Genomic DNA, 21,740 nt, shown 5'->3' with positions numbered 1-21,740 from the left:
CCCCCCCCCCCCCCCCCCCCCGCCCCCCCCCCCCCCCCCCCCCCCAGCGCCCCCCCCCCCCCCCGCGTCTCCCCTGGCAGCACCACCTCTCGCAGCACCCGTCCGCGTCCCTCCTCCCCCCGGAGTCCGACATGACCTGCTCCCGAACCGCTGCCGGTGTCGCCCTGGCCGGCACCCTCGCCCTCACCCTCACCGGCTGCTCCGGCGACCAGCCCGAGCCGGCCTGCAGCCGGGCGCTCACCGGCGGCCTGACGCTCGCCTACGGCGTCCACCAGAACGCCCCGGCGGCCGCCCTCGCCGCCGATCCCGACGTCGCCTGCCTGGTCGGCCGAGCCGTCCGGGACGGCGCGCCGATCAGCGTCGTGGCCATCGACGGCACCCCGCAGGCCCTGCTGCGCAACCTGGTCGTCCCCGTCGACGACAGCGATCCCGACCGCCACGAGCGCGACCTGGAGGCGGGCACCGACGCGGTGCTGTCGGCGATCGCCGGGGCGACCGCCGACAGCGACGGCTCCGACGTCGCCGCCGCCCTCGGCATCGTCAGCGACCTCGCCGCCGCGAGCCCCGCGGCGCACACCACGGTGCTCGTCTACGACTCGCTGCTGCCCGACACCGGCCTCGTCGACATGACCGACCCGGCGTGGGCGCTCGCCGAGCCGGTCGACGTGGCCGACCACCTGACCGCCACCGGCAACCTGCCCGACACCACCGGCACCGACTGGGTTCTGGTGGGCGCCGGCTACACCGCGGCTCCGCAGGAGCCGCTGCCCGACGCCCAGCGCCGCCGGGTGAGCGAGGTGTGGCTCGAGGTGCTGCGGCGCGGCGGCGCGGACGCCGCGGAGGCCGTGCCGCTGCCCCAGCAGGGCGACGGGCCGGACACGCCGTTCACCACCGGCACCGTGCCGGTCGACACCTATCCCGACCCCGAGCCGCCGTGCACCGCGGCGCCGCTGGTCTTCGACGGCACCAGCGCGGTCCGCTTCCTCGCCGAGTCCACCGAACTCGCCGACCCGGCGGCGGCCGCCCAGGCCCTCGCCGGCATCGGCCGGTGGCTGGCCGCCGATCCGGCCCGCCGGGCCGAGGTCGTCGGCACCACCGCGGACGTCGGCGACCCGGCCGGGCAGCGCGAGCTGGCCGGCCGCCGGGCCGCCGCCGTGGTGCAGCTGATCGCCGCCACCCCCGGCGTCACCGGCGGCCAGCTCACCTCCGTCGGCGTCGGCAGCGACTTCCCCGAGTACGTGCCCGACGCCGACGACCCGGCCGCCCGCCAGGCCAACCGCTCGGTGCGGATCTCCCTCAGCGGCCCCGCGGACTGCTAACGCCCCTCGACCGCCCACCCCCGGCCCGGGGGGGGGGGGGGCGCCGGGCGCGGCCCCCCGCCCCCCCCCCCCCCCCCCCCCCCCCCCCCCCCCGCCCCCTCCCCACCCCCGGAGTCGCTCGTGAACGACGTCCTCGCCCTGGTGCTGCCCCTCCTCCTGCTGCTCGGCCTGTTCGGATTCCTCGCCCGCGGCCGCCTCACCCCCTTCTCGCCGCGCCGGGCCGACGCGACCTTCCGGTCGCCCACCGGGCCGCTGGCCGCCACCTGGCTCGCGCTGACCGCCTGCACCTGGGGCCTGCTCGACGTGGCCGGGAAGGGCTGGTTCCCGGTGCCGGCCGGCGTCCTCGCCCCCCTGCTGGTGGCCGCCGTGGTCGGCGTCGTCGTCGCCCCCGGTGCGGCGCTGCTCGTCATGGCCCTTCTCGGGCTGGCCGCCCAGTTCGCGGCTCTCGCCGACGACCACGGGCCGGGGACGGCCCTCGCCGTCGTGGTGCTCACCGGGCTGGTCACCTGGCTGTTCGGGGCCGTCCGCGGCGTCGTCGCCCCCCGGGCCGGCCGGCGGTGACCGCCCGGTCGCTGCGCCTGGTCGCCGTGGCCGAGCCGGCCGCACCGCTGCTGCGCGCCACGGCGGCGGCGGCCGCGGCGCTGCTCGACCTGCCCGTCCCCGCCCGGTGGACCTTCGCCGTCGAGGTCGGCGGCGCCGCGCCGGCGGAGGCGCACCTGACCGTCCGCAGCCTGGACGACGCCCTGGCCGAGCAGGCCCTGGAGGCCGCCGGCGCGGTCCTCGCCGTGACCACGCCGTGGGCCACCTGGGCGGCCGCCCCCGACGCCGACGCGGGCCGGCCGCTGCCGTTCTCCGCGGCCCTCGCCGAGGCGCCGGTCGATGCCGCCTCGCCCGCTCCCGGCCCGGACCTGCTGCCCGCGTTCTGGCACGGCACGACCCGGGCCACGGCCCGCACCCGGCTCACCCTGACCCTGGTCACCCCGGGCGCCGGCAGCGCGTCCGGGCAGCCGCGGGGGCGGGTGGTGCTCTCCTCCGACGCGCCGACCCTGCACGCCGTCGGCGGCACGCTGGCCGCCGGCCTCGGCGACGACACCGCCCGCTACGCGTTCGGCCCGCTCCGCCCCGGCGAGGGCACCCTGCCCCTGACCGTGCCGGTGGTGGGCCGCTGCCTGGCCGCGGTCTCGCTGGTCCCGGGCGGGTGGGACGCCCGCGCGTCCGTGCCGGCCGGCGAGCTGCTGGACCGGCTCACCCGCACCGCGCCGCCGCACACCGCGGTCTTCGGCGGCAGCGGGCTGGGCAAGACCACGCTGCTGCGCGCGGTGGTCGAGCACCGCCTGGCTGCGGGGGGCACGGCCGTCGTCCTCGACCCGCACGGCGACCTGGCCGCCCAGGTGACGCTGGACGCCTCCCGGCTCGGCGTGCCCGTGCAGGTCCTGGACTTCGGCGACCCCGACGACCCGCCCCGGTGGAACGTCATGGCCCCGCCGGAGGGCGTGGACCCCCGCGCCTGGGTCACCGAGCTGCTCGCCGCCGTCCAGGCGGCCTGGCCGGGGGCGGACGCGCAGTGGTTCGGCCCGGTGTTCCGGCGGGCGATGGGCGGGCTGCTGCTCCCGCTCGTGCTCGACCCGGCCGGCCCGTGGCCGCTCCCGTCGGTGCTGCAGATGGCCCTGCCCCGCAACACCGACCGCGACGACCCCGCCGTCCGGTGGCGGGACGGCGTCCTGTCCCGGGTCCCCGCCGACGTCCGGCGGGACGCCTGGGAGGCCGTCGGCCTGATGGACCGCGACCGCGAGGGCCACGCCCGCACGTGGCTGATTAGCAAGCTGGAACCGCTGCTGCAGCACCCCGGCGTCCGCGCCGTCATCGATCACCCGGTCGGCACGGTCGACCTGGCCGCGGTGCAGGCCGGCCGCTCGCTGGTGGCCGCGCTGCCCGCGAGCACCCTCGGCGACGAGGGGGCCACCGTGCTCAGCCTCCTGCTGCTGCGGTGGCTGTGGGGGCACGCCCGGCGGGGCGCGCGGCAGCCGGTCGACGTCGTCCTGGACGAGGCGCACCGGATGCCGGCGGGCATGTGCGCGGAGCTGCTCGCCGAGGGCCGCAAGTTCGGCCTGCAGCTGCGGCTCGGCACGCAGAGCCCCGCCGTCCTCCCCGGTGACCTGCGCACCGCCGTCCTCACCAACGTCGGGACCGTGGCGTCGTTCCGGGTGGGGCCGCTGGACGCCGCGCACCTGCGCGGCCGGCTGGGCGCGCCGGCCGACGGCGAGCTCGCCGCGCTGCGGCCGCACCAGGTACTCGTCACCGCCGACGACGGGCAGTCCGTCGTCGGCACCGGGCCCGCCGGGGAGCCGGGGGACGGCGCCGGCCTGATGCGCCGGCTCAGCCGGAGCGACGTCGATCAGCGCCGGCGGGACGTCGCCCGCACCACCGCCGTGCGGGACCGCATCGCGCAGGAGCGCCCGGCGGACCCGCCGGACCTGACGCGGCGCCCGCAGGTGCGGCGCCTGCCCCGGCCGAGCGGGCTGGTGGTGCCCCCGCCGCCACCGGTGCGCCGGCTGGCGGACTAGCGCCCCGCTCCCCGCAGACCCCGGGCCGCCCCTCACGGGGGTGGGGGCGGCCCGGCTGCGGGAGACTTCCGCCGCCCGCCGCGGGCAGCCATACTCCTGCGGCACGCGCGAGCGGACGGGGGCGGCGTGGAGGAAGCACCTCAGATCGACCGGAGCGACGACGAGGAGTACGAGGACGAGCCCGTCATCGGGCCGCTCTCCCACCTGGAGTTCACCGCCGCGACCCTCGGGCTGGCGATGCGGCTGACCCACGACAAGGACGACGCCGAGGACCTCTCGAGCGACGTCGAGCTGCGGTTGCTGGAGCGGCCCGGCGCGATCCCGCGCGACAAGGACCAGGCCAAGGCCTACGCGCGCACGGTGATGACCAACCTGTTCATCGACCAGTGGCGCAAGTACAAGGTCCGCGAAAAGATCCTGGACACCATAGACATCGAGCAGGCCCGGCGCGAGCCGGCCCGGGCCCTGCCGGTGGCCGACCAGGCCCTGCGGTTCGAGAGCCGCCAGGCCCTCGCGGCCGCCATCAACCAGCTGACGCCTGCCCTGCAGGAGATCGTGCGCACGGTGTACGACGTGGAGCAGGGAGACTTCAACGCAGTGGAACGCAAGGAAGCCGCGGAGGCCCTGGGCATCACCCGCAACGCGGCCGACGTCCGGCTTATGGCAGCCAAGGCGATGCTGCGCGAGCTGCTGACCCCCTTCTGGCGAGAGGAGGACCCGTCATGACCGGCCCACTGAGCCCCGAGGACGAGCAGGCCGTCCTGCACGCCCTGCGCGCCCTCCTCGAGACCGAGCGGGCCATCGAGGAGCACGGCCACGACCCGTCGGTGTCCGCCGCCGACATCCAGGCGGCAGCCCGCCGGCTCGGGGCCCGGACCCGCCGCCGCCCGACCCGCCCGGTCGTCCCTGAGCCGCTCACCGACGACGAGTTCGACTTCGAGGTGGAGTGGCTGCTGCTGGTGGAGAACCAGCAGATCGCCTACCGCGGGACCGGGACCCCGGAGGACGACCGCGGCGAACCGATCAGGACGGTGCTGCAGACCGAGGACCCGCGGACGGGTACCTCACTCGTCGTCAGCGAGGCCGGGAACGGCCGCTGGACCGTCCGGGTCCTTCGCGCGGCTCCGGGCCGATATGCGGTCGAGCTCTCCTGGACCGGCCGGGCCGCGGAGGCCGTCGGTGAGGTCGAGGTGGTGTCCCAGCGGCCCGCCGCCGTGACGGTCGACGGCCAGGCCGAGCCGCCGGTGCACGTGCGCATCCGGCCCGTCCCCCCGGCCTGAAGTGTTCCTGGTGCGCGGCCCTCGACCGTCCCGACGTGACGGACCGCCGTTGCGGCTCACCGCTCCGCTCCCAGCCGGCGCTCCTGCGTCCGACGGGCCACAGTGGCGGGCAGCGCAGTCGTCCTGCGTCCTCGAGACGCGAGAGGACGGGCTCAGCCGTCGAGCTCTGCCGAGACGACAACACTCCGCCGTCATGCGTCTCCATGATGTCGGCTGGAATGCGCCTGAGACCACGCTCCACATTAGCGACGAAGTAACTGCCGAAGAGGCTTGACATTCGCGAATCGGAAGCGTCGGAAAGGCGCTTCTGCACTCCGCTTGGCCGGATGCACGAGTGGTGGACGGTGGGTCAGTGGGGCCGATAGGGTGCTGGTAAGTCCGAGTCGACAGGGGAAACACGTGGGCATGTTCGACCACCGCAGGACATGGCGCTATGACGTAGCAGCCACACCCGAGCAGTGCATCCGCGCATTTGCGGCGGCATTCAGCGGCAAAGGCGGGACGTTCGCGAAGGCCCGCTGGGCCGTGGCGACCGGCGCTCGATCCGCTACAGCCACTTATCAGGGGCGGAAGGGCTTGGGCGCCGTAGGCAGCATCGCTTCTCGAACGGCAGCGCAGGAGGCAGAGACCGCGGTGGGGTCTCGGGTCTCCTTCTCGATCGACGGCGCAACGGGGGATCGCACCGTGTGCTCGATGGCTCTGACCTCATCCGGCCGCTCAGGGATCGGCGGCCTGTTCGGGGCAACGTCGGACGCCCGCTTCATCCGGCCCTACATGCAGGCGGTCGCCGCTGAACTGCGGAAGATCGACGCCGCGGCAGCGGTTTCGACGCGCTGAGACGCCCGCATCCGTCTCGACCGAGCAACACCCCTAACTCACCACCATGCAGGCAGAGAAGAAGGGCTTCGCGGGCCGTGAGACTCCGCGGGCCGCGCCGAACGGGTCATCCCTGTTCGACGTACGTCCACAGACAGGATGGGGTGCCCCGATGCGCACGGACAGGAATTCGAGGCGACTGAGAGCAGGGGCCGCCGCAGGCGCGTCCGTCCATGTCGCTGCGACCTCGGGTGCCCGGTGAACTCCGCGGCAGCGGATGTTGCTGGCATCACCCGCGGCTGGCTCGAACAACGATATCCCGGCGCTGTCATGACCTTTCCCCTGATGGATTCGGTGGACACCTTCAACGGCTTCGGCGTCGCATCGCCGAACGCTCTCACGCTCTTCTTCATCGACTCCACCGGCTCGGCCGGATGGAATTGGACGTTGAGCGTGTACGGCGGTATTGCCATCGACGTCCCGGGCGTGACTGATTGCCTGCTCTGGGCGAACCAGAAGAACAGAAGATCGGCGCTGGGCAAGTATCACATCGCGACTCACCGCGAGGCGGGCACGTCGGTACTGATCGCCGACTACTCGATCATGGGCGCGCACGTCGAGGCAGCGGTGTTGCGACAGTCGGGGCTGGCCGGCCACATCCGTGCACAACTCGAGAACGCCGTCGCGTGGACGGATGAGGACGGCCGGGAAGTGCTGTCGACCCTCGGCGGACGTCGTTTCGCGCACAACGAAGAGAGCCTGCAGACCATCTTCTTCGCCGGCAGCTCGGGCTGAGTTAGCTTAGGTAACGGTCAATCGACACTGCAATGTTGTTCGCGGCTGACATGGCGTCGAGCCAGAGGAGGTCCATGCCTTGTCCGTGGAGAGTCACCACCGGCCCCATCCCTGGATGCTTCCCTAGTTTTGTGACGGTGACCGAGGAATGAGGACGCTCCGTGCGCACCTTGCCTCGCTTGACGACGATCGTGCGCCGATCCGTCACTACGACGAGCCCCTCGCGGCCGTAACCAGCGACTACCGGGGACTCGCCGGACTGAGCAAGAATTGTTGCCGCCCCCGCCCCCTCTTTTTCAAGCCCCTTTGCTGCCTTCCTCTGGGGGAGCCCGTCCCCGGGTTGTGGCCATTGGTATACCGCGGTGATGCTTGCAAGATCGGTCATGGATTTCTCTCCCTAATCAAGTAGGTCACCAGGCACCAAGTATGTCACCAGACCCGAGAGTCATATGAAAAGTCATGCATATACTCAGGGGTCAAGGTGGCTCCTGAGTCACAAAGAATGGCGCGCATCTACTTGACCGCCACGAGGCAGGTAGTGTGCTGCTGGAACTCGGCGGCTGAAACGTCGCCGCGAGCAGTGAAACTAGCGGTGGTTGTACCAGCTGGCGTGAGATTTTCTGTCACCTAAGCCGACGAGGACAATTAGCCCTCCCCGACACGCACGGCAGCTTCGCATCTCGGTGGGCTTCTTGGCCTGGCCATTTCCATCAGCGGATCGTTCCCGCCGCGATCACTCGCACCGAGCACCGTCAGCGCCAGCAGTGGCAAGCCAGCCTATTCCTGACCGTCCGCGACTTGGCGTCGAGCCTGGGTTTCATCAGCGGCTGCCCCCAATCGCCCCATTACCCAAGACCCCTCCGCTCGTCTCAACGTCAGCCAGCGCGCAGACTTTTCATGACGCTGGATTGTTGTCAGCAACAGCCCTAGCAGTCGCAACCTCGGAATAGGAAGCCAAGGTTGCGCTGAGATGCGCAGCGCGCCTGCCATACCCTGCACCCAGGAAATTAGTTGAGCGGACCGGTTCACCCTCTACAGCAAGCGCCGGCTCACTCCCGTCTGATCCTGATCATGGCGACGCCCCCGACAGCGACCCCGATTGGCGAAGACAATGTCAGGGGCCGACTCGCGAGACAAGAGGTCGCGCGATGGGAAATCTCTCTCTACTGACTACGCCGGGACTCCGTCGTCGAGCTCGGCGGTCGCTCGGGGCGCGTCGATGGTGAGGCCGGCGCCCTCGCCTCCTTCGGCTCCACCGGAGACAGCTACGACAACGCCCCGGGGGAGGCCTTCAACTCGCTGTTCAAGACCGAGCTAAACCGCAACCGCGGCCCATGGAAGGGCGAGGACGACCTTGAGATCGCCGTCGCCGTCGCCGAGTACATCGACTGGTTCAACCTCCGACGCCGACACGGCGGAATCGTCCTCATCCCACCGGCCGAGCGCGAGGACGACTTCCACCGGCACAACCCCGCGGCGACTACCGTCGCCGCGTCAGTTCCGAGCCTTCACTGAACCCCGGGCTGGAAGAGCGTGACTGCTTAGACAGGCTGTCGAGTCCCAAGCAACCAGAGGGCCTAAACCCCCAACAGGTCGGAGTGTCTCTATCCCGTTACAGGAGGTTGACCCCGTACTTCACCTTGCCGGCCTTGCTCCTGGGCACCTGATCCACAAAAGTGACCCGGCGGGGAACAAACTCGCGTGGCAAAGCGGACCGACACCAGAGCATGAGCTCGTCGGCGGTTACGGCTGCCGCGGGCTGCACTAGGGCGTGCAAGCGAGAATTGCCGAGCGCATCTGACGCACCTAGCACGACTACGTCGGCCACGGCGACGTGTTCGATGAGCCTGGTTTCGACCACCTCGGGCGACACATTCACTCCGCCACAGTCGATGACGCGGTCGGCGCGGCCCACGATATACAGGAAACCGTCGCCATCAAGGAGGCCCAAGTCCCCCGTCGGCTGCAGGGGCTGATGTGGCGAGCTGTTTACCCGAGGCGACGCCCAGATCATGCCTTCCTCGCCGGGCGCGGCCGCCGCGCCGTCCGGCGTCCTGATCTCGATCCCGCCCTGTTCAGGCCTGCCGACGCTGCCGACGCGCTGCAGCCATTCGTCGCCCCAGATCATGCACTGAATGTCGAAGTCGGTCGCGCCGTACGCCTCGACGACCCGGTTCGGCCCGACCTTCGCGAACCACGCTGCGCGCGTCACCTCGGAACAACGCGCTCCTCCGTGGAGCAACGTCTCAAGCGACCCGGCGTCGAATTTTTCGAACCCGCCGGCCCGGCGCAGCCTCTCCAGCATCACGGGGACCACCGCCATGTACTCGACCCGCTCCTCGGCGATCGCACGCAAGACGACATCGGGCTCCAGGGACGCTGGGAAGACGAGGCAATGGCCGTACGCGAGGCCCCTCGCATACGCGTAGCTGAATCCGAAGCCGTGGCTCAGAGGCAGCGTCACCAGCTGCGTCTGGCCCAGGCGCAGCCCGTACCGGTGCTGGTCGCGCTTAGAAACCCGCGCACGGCCCCAGAGCCCGCTCGGCTGCGGAATAAGTCGAGGCCGGCCGCTACTTCCTCCGCTGCTCAGGACCGCGTAGGGGTCCGGGACGCGGAAGCTCCACTGGTCGCGAGTGCTTGGGTCGTAGCGCCCCCCGCGGTGCGACCTCCAGCCGCGGCAGTCCGCGATGACATGCCGGACACGGCCCCCGGGCAGTGACGCGCCTTGTGTGCCATCTGGAAGAGGCACGGGCGTCGCGCCGACGCGCCAAACCGCAAGTGTCGCGACGACGTGATCGGCGCCGTTTGGAAGGGCCACGCCGACCCAATCGCCCTGAACGACGCCCGCCTCGTGCAGGCGGAGCGACGCGGCCGTGACGGCGCCTGCGAGCTCTGCTCGCGTGATCGCCTCGGGACTCGAGCCCGCGCCCAGGATCAGCGCGGGCTCGTCGGGCCGCTGCATCGCGAGAACGTCAACGAACGCCGGCACGGGGATCAGCGACCTATGCTGGAGTAGGAGTGACAATGGCGGAGGCGCGCCCACCCGCGCGTACAGCCGCTGAACAGCGGCCACGTCGATGAAGTCGTGCATGCCTAACTCCAGAGTCAGGGGGCAACAAGCCGTGAGGCTACTGATTCTCGGCGGACACGGCTTTGTCGGACGCCACATCGTGGAGACGGCCCTGGGCCGCGGCTTCCACGTAACCACATTCTCGCGCGGAAGAAGTCCAAACCGGTTCGGCGCCCAGGTGGAGGCTCTTCACGGCGACCGCCGAGCGTCCTTAGCGGCTCTAACCGGCCGCACTTGGGACGCCGTGGTGGACACATGCGGGTACTACCCATCCGCTGTCGAGGCATCTTCTCGTTCACTGCGCCACCAGGTCGAGGCGTATGCGTTCGTGTCATCGTTGAGCGCCTATCCCGATCACAGCCGCTCGGGCGTGGACGAGAGCGACCCCGCCGCATGGCCCGTTGGTCAGGACGACGGCGAAGAGGCGTGGTCCTATGGGCGCCGCAAGGCGGAGTGCGAAAGGGTCGTGCGAGAGGCTTTCCCGCGCAGCCATTTGATAACGCGGCTAGGGCTCGCCGTGGGCCCGCACGACATGACGGGCCGCTTCAATTACTGGCTATGCCGGTTCCGCCGTGGAGGAGAAGTCCTCGTCCCGGCCCCGCCCATGGAGCCGGTGCAGCTGATCGACGCCCGGGACCACGCCGCTTTCCTGCTGGACCAGCTGGAGCGACGCGAATACGGCACCTACAACGCCACGTCGCCACCCGGCCTGCTCTCGATGAAAGACGTGCTAGAGGCCACCGCGCGTGCCACGGCAGCCAGCCCAGCTGTTAGCTGGGTCGACCCACATTTTCTTCTGTCGTACCACGCCCGTCCCTGGACCGACCTTCCGTTGTGGCGCGGCACGTCTGCAGAGACGCAGGGCACCATGCTTTTCTCGACGACCAAAGCCCAGGTGGCGGGCCTTCGAGTCCGCCCTCTGTATTCGACTGCGATGGACATCGTTGCGGCAGGCGTCCCGCCGGAGGACCCCGGTCGGCTCTCGCACGTCCTCGAACGCCTCATCTTGTGCGCCGCGGACGAGGAGGGAGCCATCGTGCAGCGCGACCGGCGGTGAGGCAGGTTCGTCACCGCCACCTCACGCCCGCGGAGCCGATCTTCTGACCCGGCAGTACAGCTCTCGCCGTCGCGAGTCCCGCCGGCTGATCCGTTTAAGCCATCAGCACGGCGGCGTGCTCTCACACTCGCCAACCCGTAGGGCGCGGCGTCATTCGCCGCCGCGGGCCGGCAGCAGCGACAAGACGAGCCGTGACCCAAGGTTGTGCTTGAACGACGGGCAGGGTACGGCCCCTTCACTCCAAGCCTTCGGGCAGGCTCCGCCGCACATCGGCAGCATCCGGCACGCGGTGCAGGGGACGTCCCCCCGGCCGATGCGCTCGTTCCAGTCACGGTACCGGGGGGGTGGGGCCTGCTCGGTCGGCTCGCCTCCGGCGAGGAGCAGGTGGCTCTGCCGGTACTGCGGGACGTACGGCACCTCGGTGCAGTTGTACTCGTCGCCAAACGCGTCGATGACCCGGGCGCGCGGCAGGACCGCGATGCAGGTGATCTTCTTGCGCTTTGGGCGCAGCGCGATGTCGAAGCCGTAGTGGTACATCATGCCGAGCCAGCCGAGTTCCTCGGCGGCGAAGCTCTCAGGGCTCAACGACGCATCGCCTGCGCTGTTGCCCCAGTCATACACCGGTGAGAAGTAGAGGCGGAAGCGTCGGGCGAATCCGAGCTCGCCCAGCTCGTGCACGAGCTCGGGCACGGCGGCGGCGTTCGAAGAGTCGACGTTGCATCGCAGCGTGATCTCGGCGGCGACGCGGTCGTCATCGAGAATCCCCCGCAGGTTGCGCAAGATTCTGTCGTAGGACCCTCTGCCCGCCTTCGTCATGCGTCGGGAGTCGTGCACCCGGCGCGGGCCGTCGAGCGTTACCTCGATGTGGCCGACGCGGTGTGCGCCCTCGAGCTCGCGCGCGACCTCGGGCGTCAGGAGGAGGCCATTGGTGACAATGTGCGCTGAGTAGTCCGCGCCGGCTTCCCGTGAAAGCCGCTGTAGCGCCGGCGACAGGCGGCGCAGGCTCGCTAAGCCCAGCAGAGGCTCGCCGCCGAACCAGCCGACGTTCAGCCGGTCGTACCGGCGGGCGTCCAGCCGGCGCCGGACCCTCGCGACAATCTGCTCTTCCATGTCGGGAGTAATGCGGTGCGGCGAATGCTGCTGCCCGCAGTAGTGACAGCCGAGCTGGCACGCCGCGGTCGGCTGGATGACTTGCTCAAGGGTAGAGGTCGCCGCTATGGCTTCGACGTTCTCCCGCAGGACGTCGTCCAGCTCTGACGCGGAACCTTCGACCAGCACCCTGGCTTCAACAAGGCTTTGCGCAACGTTGGGTGGCAGACGCGTGCAGTCGCCGCTTGTCAGATAGGACCAATACTCGGCGCTAAGCAGGAACGTCCTACAGCTCCGCGTCGAGAAGACGAGCACGCCCCCTCGCTCGTCGTCACCCCGTGTCGTCGCCACCACGTACCGAGACAGCCGATAGAAGGGCTCGAGCGACACGCTCAAATTCTCGGCATCGCAGCCGCCCTGACCCGGGGACCCGTCAAGCATTCGGAGGCCCCCCGCAGCTCGCTATCACCAGCTGCCGGTCAACCAGCATCACCAGAAGCTCCCGCGTCTGGGGCTCGGACAGGCGGCCTTCTGCCATAAGGTCCCCGATCGAATGCGCGGAGCCTCTCGCCAGGAGCTTCAGGGCCGGTGCCGCCCAGCCGGGCAACTCGTGTTCCTTTCCCAGGCTGAGCGCCCGACAGGCTCCCATCTCGTCGGTTTCGAGGATGGGTGGCAGCCGGCTGGCCCAGCGGACGCTGCGGACATGAGCGAGGTTGTGTGTGACCGCGAAGGGTAGCGAGCTGCCGGCGCGCCGCGCGGGCAGCATCGCCCGGCCGCGGGCCAGTTCCTGGTCGTCTAGGGCCGGCAGTGGGCGCCCCACCCACCGGCCGAGCTGGTCAAGCTGTTGGGACAGCCCGCAGGACCGGTCGAATCCGATAGTCAGGTGGACCGACAGCTCCCCGACCGCGACGACATCGTGGGTCGTCAAAGCGGGCACGTAAAGGATCTCGCCGGGGACGAGATCATGCGTTCGTAGCTCCTGCCTGACGGGCGGCGAGCCGCCGGGCGCGTCGGCCACGAGCCACCGACGCCTTCCAAATACCTGAAAGATGAGGGTCGGCATCGTGTCGCGGTGCTCGCCGAACGTGCTGCCAAATCCGGCAGTGGTGTAAATGTTGATCCAGGAACGCGCCCGCAGCGCGTACTCCAGTCCCTCGCGTAGCGCCATGAGCCACGGGTGCCGGTCGTCAGCGCTGTCGACAACCAGCATATGCCCCGCCGCCAAAGCCCGCTCGATTGCGCCGGCCCTAATCTGCGTATGGATGACCTGGTCGCCGTCGATGCGCGACGCCACCCATGTTGGGGCGCCGACTTCGCGGCCTTCATCGAGCAGGCGCATGTTGCTGGCGAGCGCGCCCGGGGTGCTGACTGCCTCGAACGCTGCTGCGGCCAGGCAGGGAACCAGTTCCTGGTGCTCACTTCCGCGAAGGTCAGCCGACCTCGTCCGCTCGTCGTGGGTAGAGTCGAGCCGCAAGTCTCTGGCTATTGAAGCCGCGAGCCGCCCAAGGCCGACTTCGGCCGCACTACTGGCCAGCAGGTCCAGCAACCGCTACACCCTCCCTACATGTTGCGAGGCGATCGAGGTCCGGCGGGCGCTGATCCGCCCGCACGCCCGGCAGACGCGACAGGCGGCCAGTGAGGAGTCAGTAGCAACTCTTGTTGCGATCATTTTCCGGGAAGAAGTTGATCAATCCGCCCGCGGCACGTTCGATCTCGAGGAAATGCGGCTTGTCGTAGGTGTCGAGCCTCGTCAGGGCGAGGTCAATCTCGACCTGCGCCTGGGTAAGGATCGCGCGGACGATTTCACGTCGCTCGTCTGAGACAATATCGGACATGGGGGCTCTCCCTGCGGTTCGGACGGGGCTGCCCAGGTCTACCACGGATGTGCCCGAATTCACAATGCTGCACAGGGTCGCCGGGCCTCCTCGAGGTTGAGGCGGCGCCGTCCAGCGGCGCCTTAGGGGAAGCCGCCAGCAGTATGTTGCGTTGTGGTCGACTGGCGGGTAGAGCCGCTCTCTTCCGGTACCTTCGGCGTCACCGTCAGCGGAACTCTGCCGAGGCAGCTCGACGGGCCCTCGCTGCGGACGCTGCGCGAGCTGCTCGACCTCTACGCCGTCGTGGTCTTTCGCGGGCAGGAGCTTTCGCGCGCCGAGCACCTGCAACTAGCACTTCTACTCGGCACGGTGCAGCACCACCGCTACCACTCAGACGCGCAGGACCCGGACTTCCTTGTGATGAGGAGCGAACGCGCGCTTGCGGACTTTTGGCACACCGACGAGACGTATGAAGCCGAGCCGCCGGACCTCTGTCTCCTGCGAATGGTGCACGCCCCCGAAATCGGCGGCGACACTGTGTGGACTGACGCCCGGGCCGCCTACGACATGCTGAGCGGGCCGTTGCGTCAGCTCCTCGACGGATTGAGTGCGCTGCACGTGACCCCTGACGGCGACCGGTCGGCGGTGCACAAGTTGGTGAAGGTGCACCCGACGTCAACTCGGGCCTCGTTGTATGCGAACCGTCAATTCACAAAGCGCATCGTCGGAAGGTCGCGGGCAGAAAGCGAAAACCTGCTCCCGCTGCTGTTCGAGTCAACCGAACACCCCGACATTCAGTGCCGTCACCGGTGGTCACGCGGCGACGTTGCGATCTGGGACAACCGGTGCACTCTCCACCGAGTCTTGGCCGACTACCAAACGCTCCGCTGGACCGAAAGGATCGCGGTCCGCGTGCGTCCGTAGCTACCTTGCGTCGGCAGGTGGCTTCTGTGTCACCCCCCGTCCCGTCACGACGGGCTACGCAGCTATGGCGGCTACCAGCCGGCGGCGGTCATGTCCGCCGCCTGGAGGTGTGCCTGCACGACCTTGAATTGATCAGGGTCCAGATAGCTCGGGTTGCTCCCGGCTGCCATTCGAACGAACTCGGCATTCTGGAACGCCGCCTGTTGCATCAGGTCAGTGCGCGGCACGGGGGTCGACAGCGGCGCCACCTTAATGGGGACCCCCGGCCCGAGCTGTCGCGCCTTCACCGGATCACGCCAGTACTTCCCGCCGCCGCGGCTGTTGTCCTGAACGACGCCGGTGAGCGTTCCTATCGCATAGATTCCGGGCGCTTCCGGTCCGCTGACCCACAGGAGACACCGCTGGCCTGGTGCCATCAGGTCGAGTCGGTAGGTCCGGCGCAACGGGACCCAGCCCCCGACCTTGAAGGGACCCTGCTGGTGCCACTGAGCTAGGAGGTCGTATGTCTGTGGGTTCGCCTTCAACACCCAGCAGGCGACGTCGGTCGTGCTCAGGCGGGCCGACGGCACGGTCACACTCCCACGTTGGCTTCACCAGGCATCCTCCCTTCACGGGAGGGCCGGGGTCGCCTACACAATCGGGTGACCGTCAGCGCCGCAGCGAAGTGCAGGAGCGGGGACAGGGGGCTTTGCGCCGGGACAGGCTGCACGAGATCGCTCACGTCCTTCGAACGTGCAGTTCGTAGCGCTTTCTACCGCGCCAACAGCGGGGGCAGCAATACGGCGGCCGCTTGGTCTGCTGGCGCCGATCACAGTCCTCGCGGCTGCCCGGGTTCCGCAGTTGATGGGCACACGAGCGTGGTGGTTTGGGCGAAGCTGCTGGTCGGCGCCTCGTAGCGGTCGCGGACGCCGGGGATGTGTAGGTACACGTTCCGGCCAATGAGCGCTTGCTCTTCCTGGTCATCGGCGGCCAGGGTGTAGGTGTGTACCTGCGGACGTCGTCGCGGCAGAACAAGGACGGGACGACGGTGCGGTACGTGTCGATCGCGCACAACGAGCGCAGCCCGGGTGGCCCGTCGGTGGCCAAGGTGCTGCTGCCGCTGGGCCGGGAGGACCGCCTCGACGTCGCCGGCCTGCGCCGGCTGGTCGGCTCGATCAACCGCTACCTCGGTGACGACGCCGGCAGCGACGCCGGCCTCCAGGTCGGCGCCGAACCCGGTGACGGGGCCGGCGGTGGGCTGCGGATCACCGGCTCCCGCCCGGCCGGTGGGGCGTGGCTGCTGGACGGGCTGTGGCAACAACTCGGGATCGGCACCGCGCTGCACGAGGTGCTCGGCGATCGCCGGTTCAGCACCGACGTCGAGCGGATGATCTTCGCGCTGGTGGCCAACCGGGCGCTGGCCCCGGCGTCGAAGCTGGCCGCCGCGGAGTGGATCACCTCCGACGTGGCGATCCCGGGGCTGGCCGAGGCGACCGACGATCAGGCGTACCGGGCGATGGACCTGCTGGTCGAGGCCGATACCGACGCCAAGGTCCAGGAGGCGGTGTTCTTCGCCGTGGCGAACCTGCTCAACCTCGAGGTCGACCTGCTGTTCTTCGACACCACCAGCACCTACTTCGAGCGCGACACCGAGGACCCCGCGCCAGCCGCCGACGCCGCCGACGCCGCCGACGCTGCCGGCGCAGGGACCGAGGCCGGAACCGGCGAGGCGGCGGGTTTCCGCCGCTACGGGCACTCCAAGGACTCCCGCGGTGATCTGCCGCAGATCATCATCGGCCTAGCCGTGACCCGCGAGGGCATTCCGGTGCGGGTGTGGTGCTGGCCGGGCAACACCTCCGATCAGGCGGTGTTGCCGCAGGTCAAGGACGATCTGCGGGCCTGGCGGCTGGGTCGGGTGGTCACCGTGGTCGACCGTGGCTTCTCCTCCGCGGCGAACCTGGACTACCTGCGCCGGGCCGGCGGGCACTTCATCGCCGGCGAGCGGATGCGCGCCGGCACCGCCCACGTCGAGGAGGTCCTCGCCCGCCAGGGCCGCTACCGGACCGTGCGGGACAACCTGCGGGTCAAGGAAGTGCGGCTCGAGGCCGCCCCGGATCTGCGCTGGGTGCTGTGCGCCAACCCCGACGAGGCGACCCGCGCCGCCGCCCAGCGCGAGGCGGCGCTGACCCGCATCCGCGCCGAGCTGGCCCGCATCAAGACCGCTCGCGACCGGCTGGCCACCACCAAGCCGACCTCCAAGGCGGCCATCGGTCGCCGCGACGCCGAGCTCGCCGCGCACACCCGCGCCGAGTGCGCGCTGCGCGACCACCGCGCGCTGGGCCGCTGGCTGCGCCAAGACACCCGCGGGCGCCTGGTCGTCGACACCGCCAAGGTCCGCGCCGAGGCGCGGCTGGACGGCAAGTACCTGCTGGTCACCTCCGACCCCGATCTGTCGGCCGAGGACGTTGCGCTGGGCTACAAGAACCTGCTGGAGGCCGAGCGCGGCTTCCGCGACCTGAAGTCCACCCTGGAGCTGCGGCCGGTGTTCCACCGCCTCGAGCCCCGCATCCGCGCGCACGTGCTGCTGTGCTGGCTGGCGCTGCTGCTCATCCGGGTCGCCGAACGGCGCACCGGCGAGACCTGGCCGGCCCTGGCCCGCGAGCTGGGCCGGCTGCACGCGGTCACCCTCACCGGGCCGACCGGCACGGTCACCCAGACCACCGAGCTCACCACCGCCCAGCAGAGCATTCTTCGGGCCTGCGGGCTCACCCCACCGCCCCGGATCACCGCCCTACACCCCGCCTGACCTGCACAGATACGGCCGAGGAGGCCGTCGGAGCGTGTAGTGACACGACTCCAGCTCCCGCCGAGGCGCGTCTTCGCAGATCAACCCCCCGATTCGGCGGTCCCGTCGACCTACGAACTGCGGAACCCGGGGGCTGGTGCCGCACCGCGCGCACGGCGCGTCCTTCTCCGGCTCCGCCAGTGGGCTCCGGCTCTCGACAAGGTGGTCGTACACCGTGCCGCGGTACATCGTCCCGGAGTCATCCGCGTAGGCGATGTCGAACCGCACACTCCGTCTGTCCGGCCAAGCGGGATACAGCCTGCCGACACTGATGCCTGGGTACCAGCGGCGGTCGTTCGGATTCTTGACCCACACCGGCCGAGGCGGTTCGAGAGCTTCGTAGTGCGGCGGCATGGCGCCTCCCTGCGCCTGCGTGGCGGGGCTGGGTCCGGCCAGACGAGCGACGGCTCATCTCGTCCTGGCGACGCCGGGGACCCGGGCTGGGAAGCGGGCGATCGCCTGTTCGGCCGTCTCCTCATCCCGAGGGCTGGACGTGGCGGGCTCGGGCGCCTGCAGAGGCTAGTTGATGTTGGGCGGAGGCACGGGTTCACCAGCGCAGGAGGCGAAGATGCGCTTGATCAGCTGCTGGTGGTGCCATTGCTCGATGATCCTGTCCCGGTGAGTACGGACCTTGTAGTGGTGCCCTCGAACGGTGCACCTCTCCTTGGCCACGCGTGTCGCAAGGTCCGTGAGTCCCTCGTAGTCCGTCACAGCGGGGACTTCCCCGCGCTCGCTGGCGCCGCAGACCGAGCAGGTGGCGACAACCGCCACACCGCCGCGACCGGTGCGGCCATTAGATCTCTCCCGGTCGATCACGATGGTCACCCGGCGGCGCGTGAAGCTGAACTGCTCGACATCCACCCCCACATGATCAACGCAGCGTGGGTCAGTCGCTCTCCTCGAGTGTGGCGTCAACGCCAATGAGAAGCACGCGCGCACCAGGCAGGTCCTGCTCCAGCATGGATGTCAGTGACTCCCGGACGTCCACGAAGTACTTGTTGACGAGGTAGAACTGCATCCGTCGCTCGGGCTGCATCTCCTCAGTCGCTGCGAGCATTAGCTGCACGGTGTCCGGATCCGTAACGTCAAGTCCTGGCAACCCATTGGAGAGGCGGCAGCCGAGCACAGCCGCCTTCAGGCTCTCGTCGTCGACGTCAATCAGCGCCGTGAGCGCGCAGACGTAGGAGCGGCCCGTCACAGCAGGGAGTCTGCCCGACCCGGCTCGGCACGGTGTCCACACTCGAAGTCCGGCTGGCGGCGTCACAACGCAATGACGTCGGGCCGCGGCGCCCGGAGCTCGAAGACCTCCTCGCAGGTATGGCATCGGGCCGAGCGACAGCGACGAGATCCAGCCGAGGCCTGCGGCGCTGAGGCACGCGGAAGGCACAACATGAGCCTGACTCTCCACTGACCAGTCAGGAGAACCTATGGATCCTCAAGCCTTCCAAGCTGACCATGCCGGTTCCATCTCGGTCACCCGCTCCGCCGGGAGGTCGCGGGGCGCCGTTCACGAGCGTCCCGCGACCTCGCGTTGCACGTAGGGTTACTCGAGGCCAGCCGCCGGCCTCGGCTTCGTCGACGTCCACCTCTGACTGGGCCGACGCCGTCAACGACGTGAACGGCAGGAGAGCCCTCACCCCAGGTGGGAGTCCGGCACAGGACACGCGGACGTAGGAACTGCGAACGGGGCGAACGCCGGCAACCCCGAGCGCGGTCGTCGACGTCTCGCCCGGCATGACAGCCGGTCCCAGCACTCGGTCCGGGAAACTTCGGGTGCCATGGATGGCAATCACGAGGAATCACTGCTGCCGCGAGAAGGCCCCTGCTCGACGGTGATCAGTGGCGGAACAGGGACAGGTCTTCTTCATAGGCCGAGGACGAGGCGCAGCGCAGCATCGACCTGGCGCAGCTCATCAAAGCTGAGGTGCCCGACCGACTCCCCCAGGCGCTGCGGATCGACGGCACTGGTCTGCTCGGCCAGCACCCTGGTCGAGCGCCCGACGATGGATACCTCCGGGCGGAAGGTCGCCGCGCGCGCTGAGGAGGACGTGGGGGCAACGAGCCATGTCGACAGTGGCAGCAGGTCGGACTGGACGACGACGGCATAGCGAACGCCGGCCTGCTCGTCGCCCTGGGTGCCACGGGGAGCGCGCAGGCGGAAGACCTCACCACGCACGCAACGTCTCCATGTCCCGAAGAACTTGAGCCGCCTCGGCACGGTCGGCCTCATCGGCCACGCCCTGGGTCCAGAAGCGCGGCCGCCCACGCTCGGGGTCGCTGACGCGAGCTCTGGGACCGTCAGCCCCCTGATCCCGATGGCTGCCCGGAGCCGGGTACCGATTCCCAGCGAATGGGTACGGCAGGGCTCATGCAGATCGAGAAGGAACAGGTGCTGGAGCTGCTGCGCCGCAAGGGGGAAGCGGACAAGGCCGAGCAGGCGGACCGCGAACTGCCCGACCGGATGGACACGGACGACGACGTGGACCTCCTGTCCAACTACGGCCTAGGACCACAGGAAGTCATCGCCAAGCTGGGCGGCGGCCCGCTCGGCGGACTGACCGGCCGCTGAGACGACGGGGCGCCGGCTTGCACCCGGGAGCACCGGGGGTCACGGCGCCTCGGTTCCGCACGCCAGTTCGTCGAGGGCCAGGGCCAGTACCAGGGCCGTGTGCCGCTGCGGTGCGGCGATGTCACCGATCAGCTCCTCGATCCGCTGCAGCCGGCCGTACAGGGTCTGGCGTCGCAGCCGCAGCGCCTGCGCGGTCCGCACCTTCGACGAGGCATGGGCCAGGTAGGTCCGCAGCGTGAGGACGAGCTGGCTGCCGTGAGCCGCGTCGTAATCGGCGAGGAGGCCGATCTCCTCTCGCACCAGGTGGTGGGCCAGCGGCCCGTCGCTGACGCCGGCGAGCAGGAGCCGGGCGGTCATGCCCTCGCCCGACACCACCCGGTCACCGCCGGCGGTGAGCGCCTGCACGGCCCGGGCCCGGGCGATCGACCGATCCACGTCCTCGAGCCTGCCCACCACGGTCCCGGCCACCACCCGCGCGGAGGGTGGGCCGAGCGCGTCCACGGCGCGCAGCACCGCATGCGCGGCCGGGGTCGCCGCCGAGGTGCGGACGACGGCCACGACGTCCTCCCCCACGTCGGCGACGAGGGCGGTGCCCGGTGCCACGGCGCCGGCCACCGCCCGGACAAGGTTGTCAGGATCGGTCACCGGGAGGTCTGTGACCACCAGTGCCGCGTACGAGCTGTCGGCCGGGAACGGCAGTCCCAGCACGCGAGCCCGGGCGACCAGCTCCCCCGGCGACCGCCACCGCCGCTCGGTGAGGTCATCGACCAGCTGGCGACGCCGGACCTCGAGGTCGGTACCGGCGGCCGAGCGGAGCAGCGCCAGCCCGAGCGCCTCGGCGCCGTAGCCGCACGCGGCGCTGACGGACGGGTCGTCCGTGCGGGCGGGCGGCAGGACGGCGACGTGGCCCCAGTGACGGTCGAGCAGGACGACGTCTCGGCGTGCCACTGGTCGGCCGCGCCGTCCCGACCCGTGCGGGTCCTGGCCCGCCGCGGCAACCAGCGCGCCCTCAGCGGTGGAGACCACGACGGGGGCGGACACCAGCTCGGACAGCAGGACGGTGAGCTCCTGGGGGCCCGCCCCGTCGAGCAGGGCATCGGTGAGCACCTGCCGGACGTCCCGTCCCCTGCGCGCCGTTCCGGAAGCGCGTTCCAGGATCGTGGCCTGCACCTGCTCGGTGATCTCGACGAACGGAACCACCTCCCGCAGGACCAGCAGCGGCAGGCCGTGCTCGCTGCACGCGTCGACGAGCGCGCGCGGCGCCTCGGGGAACGTCCAGCCGAGCTCCAGGGCCAGCGCCGCCACGCCGCGCGCGGCCAGCGCAGCGATGTAGGCGGCCTCCCCCACCGCACCGCGCCCGGTGATGCCCAGGCCTGTCGTGAGGAGCAGCTCCCCGCCCCGCAGCAGGTACGCCGCCTCGGCCAGCTCACTGGTGTGCACCCAGCGCACCGGGCGGTCGAGCAGTTCCGCGCCCACCACCACGTGGGGGTCCGCCCGTCGGAGGACGTCGAGGGCGAGCACCTCGGCGAGCGTCATCGTCACGCGCCGACCTCAGCAGCCGGTGGACGAAACGTCCAGTGACGGCCCGGCAAAGTGCACCGGAACGTCCGTGGCGCCGA

Annotated in this window: 21 protein-coding genes; 11 read left to right on the top strand and 10 right to left on the bottom strand. The window is 70.4% G+C overall.

The genetic code is table 11. The annotated features are described in order from the left end of the window. The first annotated feature begins 131 nt into the window (after positions 1–131). The 7 genes from ACK586_RS02575 to ACK586_RS02545 all read left to right on the top strand — a co-directional run bounded on the left by ACK586_RS02575 (position 132) and on the right by ACK586_RS02545 (position 6,774). A complete protein-coding gene (locus ACK586_RS02575) occupies positions 132–1,319 on the top strand; it encodes an OmpA family protein (RefSeq protein ID WP_409328887.1) in 1,188 nt (395 codons plus the stop codon). A 120-nt stretch (positions 1,320–1,439) separates the two neighbouring features. Continuing rightward, complete coding sequence (locus ACK586_RS02570; protein ID WP_409328886.1) at positions 1,440–1,880, top strand: hypothetical protein; 441 nt, start codon at positions 1,440–1,442, stop codon at positions 1,878–1,880. Beyond that, positions 1,877–3,883 carry a helicase HerA domain-containing protein gene (locus ACK586_RS02565; protein ID WP_409328885.1) on the top strand — a complete coding sequence of 669 codons (2,007 nt, stop codon included), beginning with the start codon at positions 1,877–1,879 and terminating at the stop codon, positions 3,881–3,883. The genes ACK586_RS02570 and ACK586_RS02565 overlap by 4 nt, the downstream gene beginning before the upstream one ends. Before the next feature lie 126 nt (positions 3,884–4,009). Beyond that, on the top strand, positions 4,010–4,609 hold the full coding sequence (locus ACK586_RS02560; RefSeq protein ID WP_409328884.1) for an RNA polymerase sigma factor: 600 nt from the start codon (positions 4,010–4,012) through the stop codon (positions 4,607–4,609). Then, a complete protein-coding gene (locus ACK586_RS02555; RefSeq protein WP_409328883.1) occupies positions 4,606–5,163 on the top strand; it encodes a hypothetical protein in 558 nt (185 codons plus the stop codon). Before ACK586_RS02560 ends, ACK586_RS02555 begins: the two co-directional genes overlap by 4 nt. Before the next feature lie 399 nt (positions 5,164–5,562). Further along, the gene (locus ACK586_RS02550) at positions 5,563–6,000 is read left to right on the top strand and encodes a hypothetical protein (RefSeq protein WP_409328882.1); all 438 of its coding nucleotides are present in this window, start codon (positions 5,563–5,565) and stop codon (positions 5,998–6,000) included. Positions 6,001–6,237: 237 nt separating this feature from the next. After that, complete coding sequence (locus tag ACK586_RS02545; RefSeq protein ID WP_409328881.1) at positions 6,238–6,774, top strand: hypothetical protein; 537 nt, start codon at positions 6,238–6,240, stop codon at positions 6,772–6,774. A gap of 1,314 nt (positions 6,775–8,088) precedes the next feature. On the opposite strand, the gene ACK586_RS02540 is transcribed toward ACK586_RS02545, so the two are convergent. Both ACK586_RS02540 and ACK586_RS02535 read right to left on the bottom strand, forming a co-directional pair. After that, on the bottom strand, positions 8,089–8,235 hold the full coding sequence (locus ACK586_RS02540) for an immunoglobulin domain-containing protein (RefSeq protein WP_409328880.1): 147 nt from the start codon (positions 8,233–8,235) through the stop codon (positions 8,089–8,091). Positions 8,236–8,386: 151 nt separating this feature from the next. After that, positions 8,387–9,865 (bottom strand): class I adenylate-forming enzyme family protein, encoded by a 1,479-nt coding sequence (locus tag ACK586_RS02535; RefSeq protein WP_409328879.1) that lies wholly within the window; start codon positions 9,863–9,865, stop codon positions 8,387–8,389. Between ACK586_RS02535 and ACK586_RS02530 the strand changes: the two genes are divergently transcribed. Next, positions 9,852–10,901 (top strand): NAD-dependent epimerase/dehydratase family protein, encoded by a 1,050-nt coding sequence (locus tag ACK586_RS02530; RefSeq protein ID WP_409328878.1) that lies wholly within the window; start codon positions 9,852–9,854, stop codon positions 10,899–10,901. The genes ACK586_RS02535 and ACK586_RS02530 overlap by 14 nt on opposite strands. 150 nt (positions 10,902–11,051) lie before the next feature. On the opposite strand, the gene ACK586_RS02525 is transcribed toward ACK586_RS02530, so the two are convergent. The 3 genes from ACK586_RS02525 to ACK586_RS02515 form a co-directional block, all read right to left on the bottom strand. Beyond that, on the bottom strand, positions 11,052–12,380 hold the full coding sequence (locus ACK586_RS02525; protein ID WP_409328877.1) for a radical SAM protein: 1,329 nt from the start codon (positions 12,378–12,380) through the stop codon (positions 11,052–11,054). A gap of 43 nt (positions 12,381–12,423) precedes the next feature. Next, positions 12,424–13,536 (bottom strand): JmjC domain-containing protein, encoded by a 1,113-nt coding sequence (locus ACK586_RS02520; protein ID WP_409328876.1) that lies wholly within the window; start codon positions 13,534–13,536, stop codon positions 12,424–12,426. Positions 13,537–13,633: 97 nt separating this feature from the next. Then, positions 13,634–13,825: a hypothetical protein gene (locus ACK586_RS02515; protein ID WP_409328875.1), complete on the bottom strand. Its 192-nt coding sequence runs from the start codon at positions 13,823–13,825 to the stop codon at positions 13,634–13,636. A gap of 153 nt (positions 13,826–13,978) precedes the next feature. On the opposite strand from ACK586_RS02515, the gene ACK586_RS02510 reads away from it, so the two are divergent. Then, positions 13,979–14,728 (top strand): TauD/TfdA dioxygenase family protein, encoded by a 750-nt coding sequence (locus ACK586_RS02510; protein WP_409328874.1) that lies wholly within the window; start codon positions 13,979–13,981, stop codon positions 14,726–14,728. A gap of 71 nt (positions 14,729–14,799) precedes the next feature. Here ACK586_RS02510 and ACK586_RS02505 read toward each other — a convergent pair whose 3' ends face one another. Continuing rightward, the gene (locus tag ACK586_RS02505; protein ID WP_409328873.1) at positions 14,800–15,303 is read right to left on the bottom strand and encodes an EVE domain-containing protein; all 504 of its coding nucleotides are present in this window, start codon (positions 15,301–15,303) and stop codon (positions 14,800–14,802) included. Positions 15,304–15,674: 371 nt separating this feature from the next. Here ACK586_RS02505 and ACK586_RS02500 point away from each other — a divergent pair, with 371 nt between their 5' ends. After that, positions 15,675–17,513: an IS1634 family transposase gene (locus ACK586_RS02500; protein ID WP_409328864.1), complete on the top strand. Its 1,839-nt coding sequence runs from the start codon at positions 15,675–15,677 to the stop codon at positions 17,511–17,513. Between the two features lie 558 nt (positions 17,514–18,071). Here the strand turns inward: ACK586_RS02500 and ACK586_RS02495 are convergent. The 3 genes from ACK586_RS02495 to ACK586_RS02485 all read right to left on the bottom strand — a co-directional run bounded on the left by ACK586_RS02495 (position 18,072) and on the right by ACK586_RS02485 (position 19,728). Then, entirely contained in the window at positions 18,072–18,413 is a 342-nt protein-coding gene (locus ACK586_RS02495) for a hypothetical protein (protein WP_409328872.1), read from the bottom strand. 25 nt (positions 18,414–18,438) lie between these two features. After that, positions 18,439–18,750 carry a hypothetical protein gene (locus ACK586_RS02490; RefSeq protein WP_409328871.1) on the bottom strand — a complete coding sequence of 104 codons (312 nt, stop codon included), beginning with the start codon at positions 18,748–18,750 and terminating at the stop codon, positions 18,439–18,441. Between the two features lie 666 nt (positions 18,751–19,416). Continuing rightward, entirely contained in the window at positions 19,417–19,728 is a 312-nt protein-coding gene (locus ACK586_RS02485; RefSeq protein WP_409328870.1) for a type II toxin-antitoxin system PemK/MazF family toxin, read from the bottom strand. Between the two features lie 192 nt (positions 19,729–19,920). Here ACK586_RS02485 and ACK586_RS02480 point away from each other — a divergent pair, with 192 nt between their 5' ends. Then, the gene (locus tag ACK586_RS02480) at positions 19,921–20,121 is read left to right on the top strand and encodes a hypothetical protein (protein ID WP_409328869.1); all 201 of its coding nucleotides are present in this window, start codon (positions 19,921–19,923) and stop codon (positions 20,119–20,121) included. 39 nt (positions 20,122–20,160) lie between these two features. Here ACK586_RS02480 and ACK586_RS02475 read toward each other — a convergent pair whose 3' ends face one another. Next, positions 20,161–21,657 (bottom strand): PucR family transcriptional regulator, encoded by a 1,497-nt coding sequence (locus ACK586_RS02475; protein ID WP_409329017.1) that lies wholly within the window; start codon positions 21,655–21,657, stop codon positions 20,161–20,163. Positions 21,658–21,740: the final 83 nt, after the last annotated feature.

This window comes from Trujillonella humicola, from assembly GCF_046233715.1.
GTDB classification, from domain to species: Bacteria; Actinomycetota; Actinomycetes; order Mycobacteriales; family Geodermatophilaceae; genus Trujillonella; species Trujillonella humicola.
Note: the sequence above shows the minus strand (reverse complement) of the source record. Positions and strands in the feature narration are given on the sequence as shown.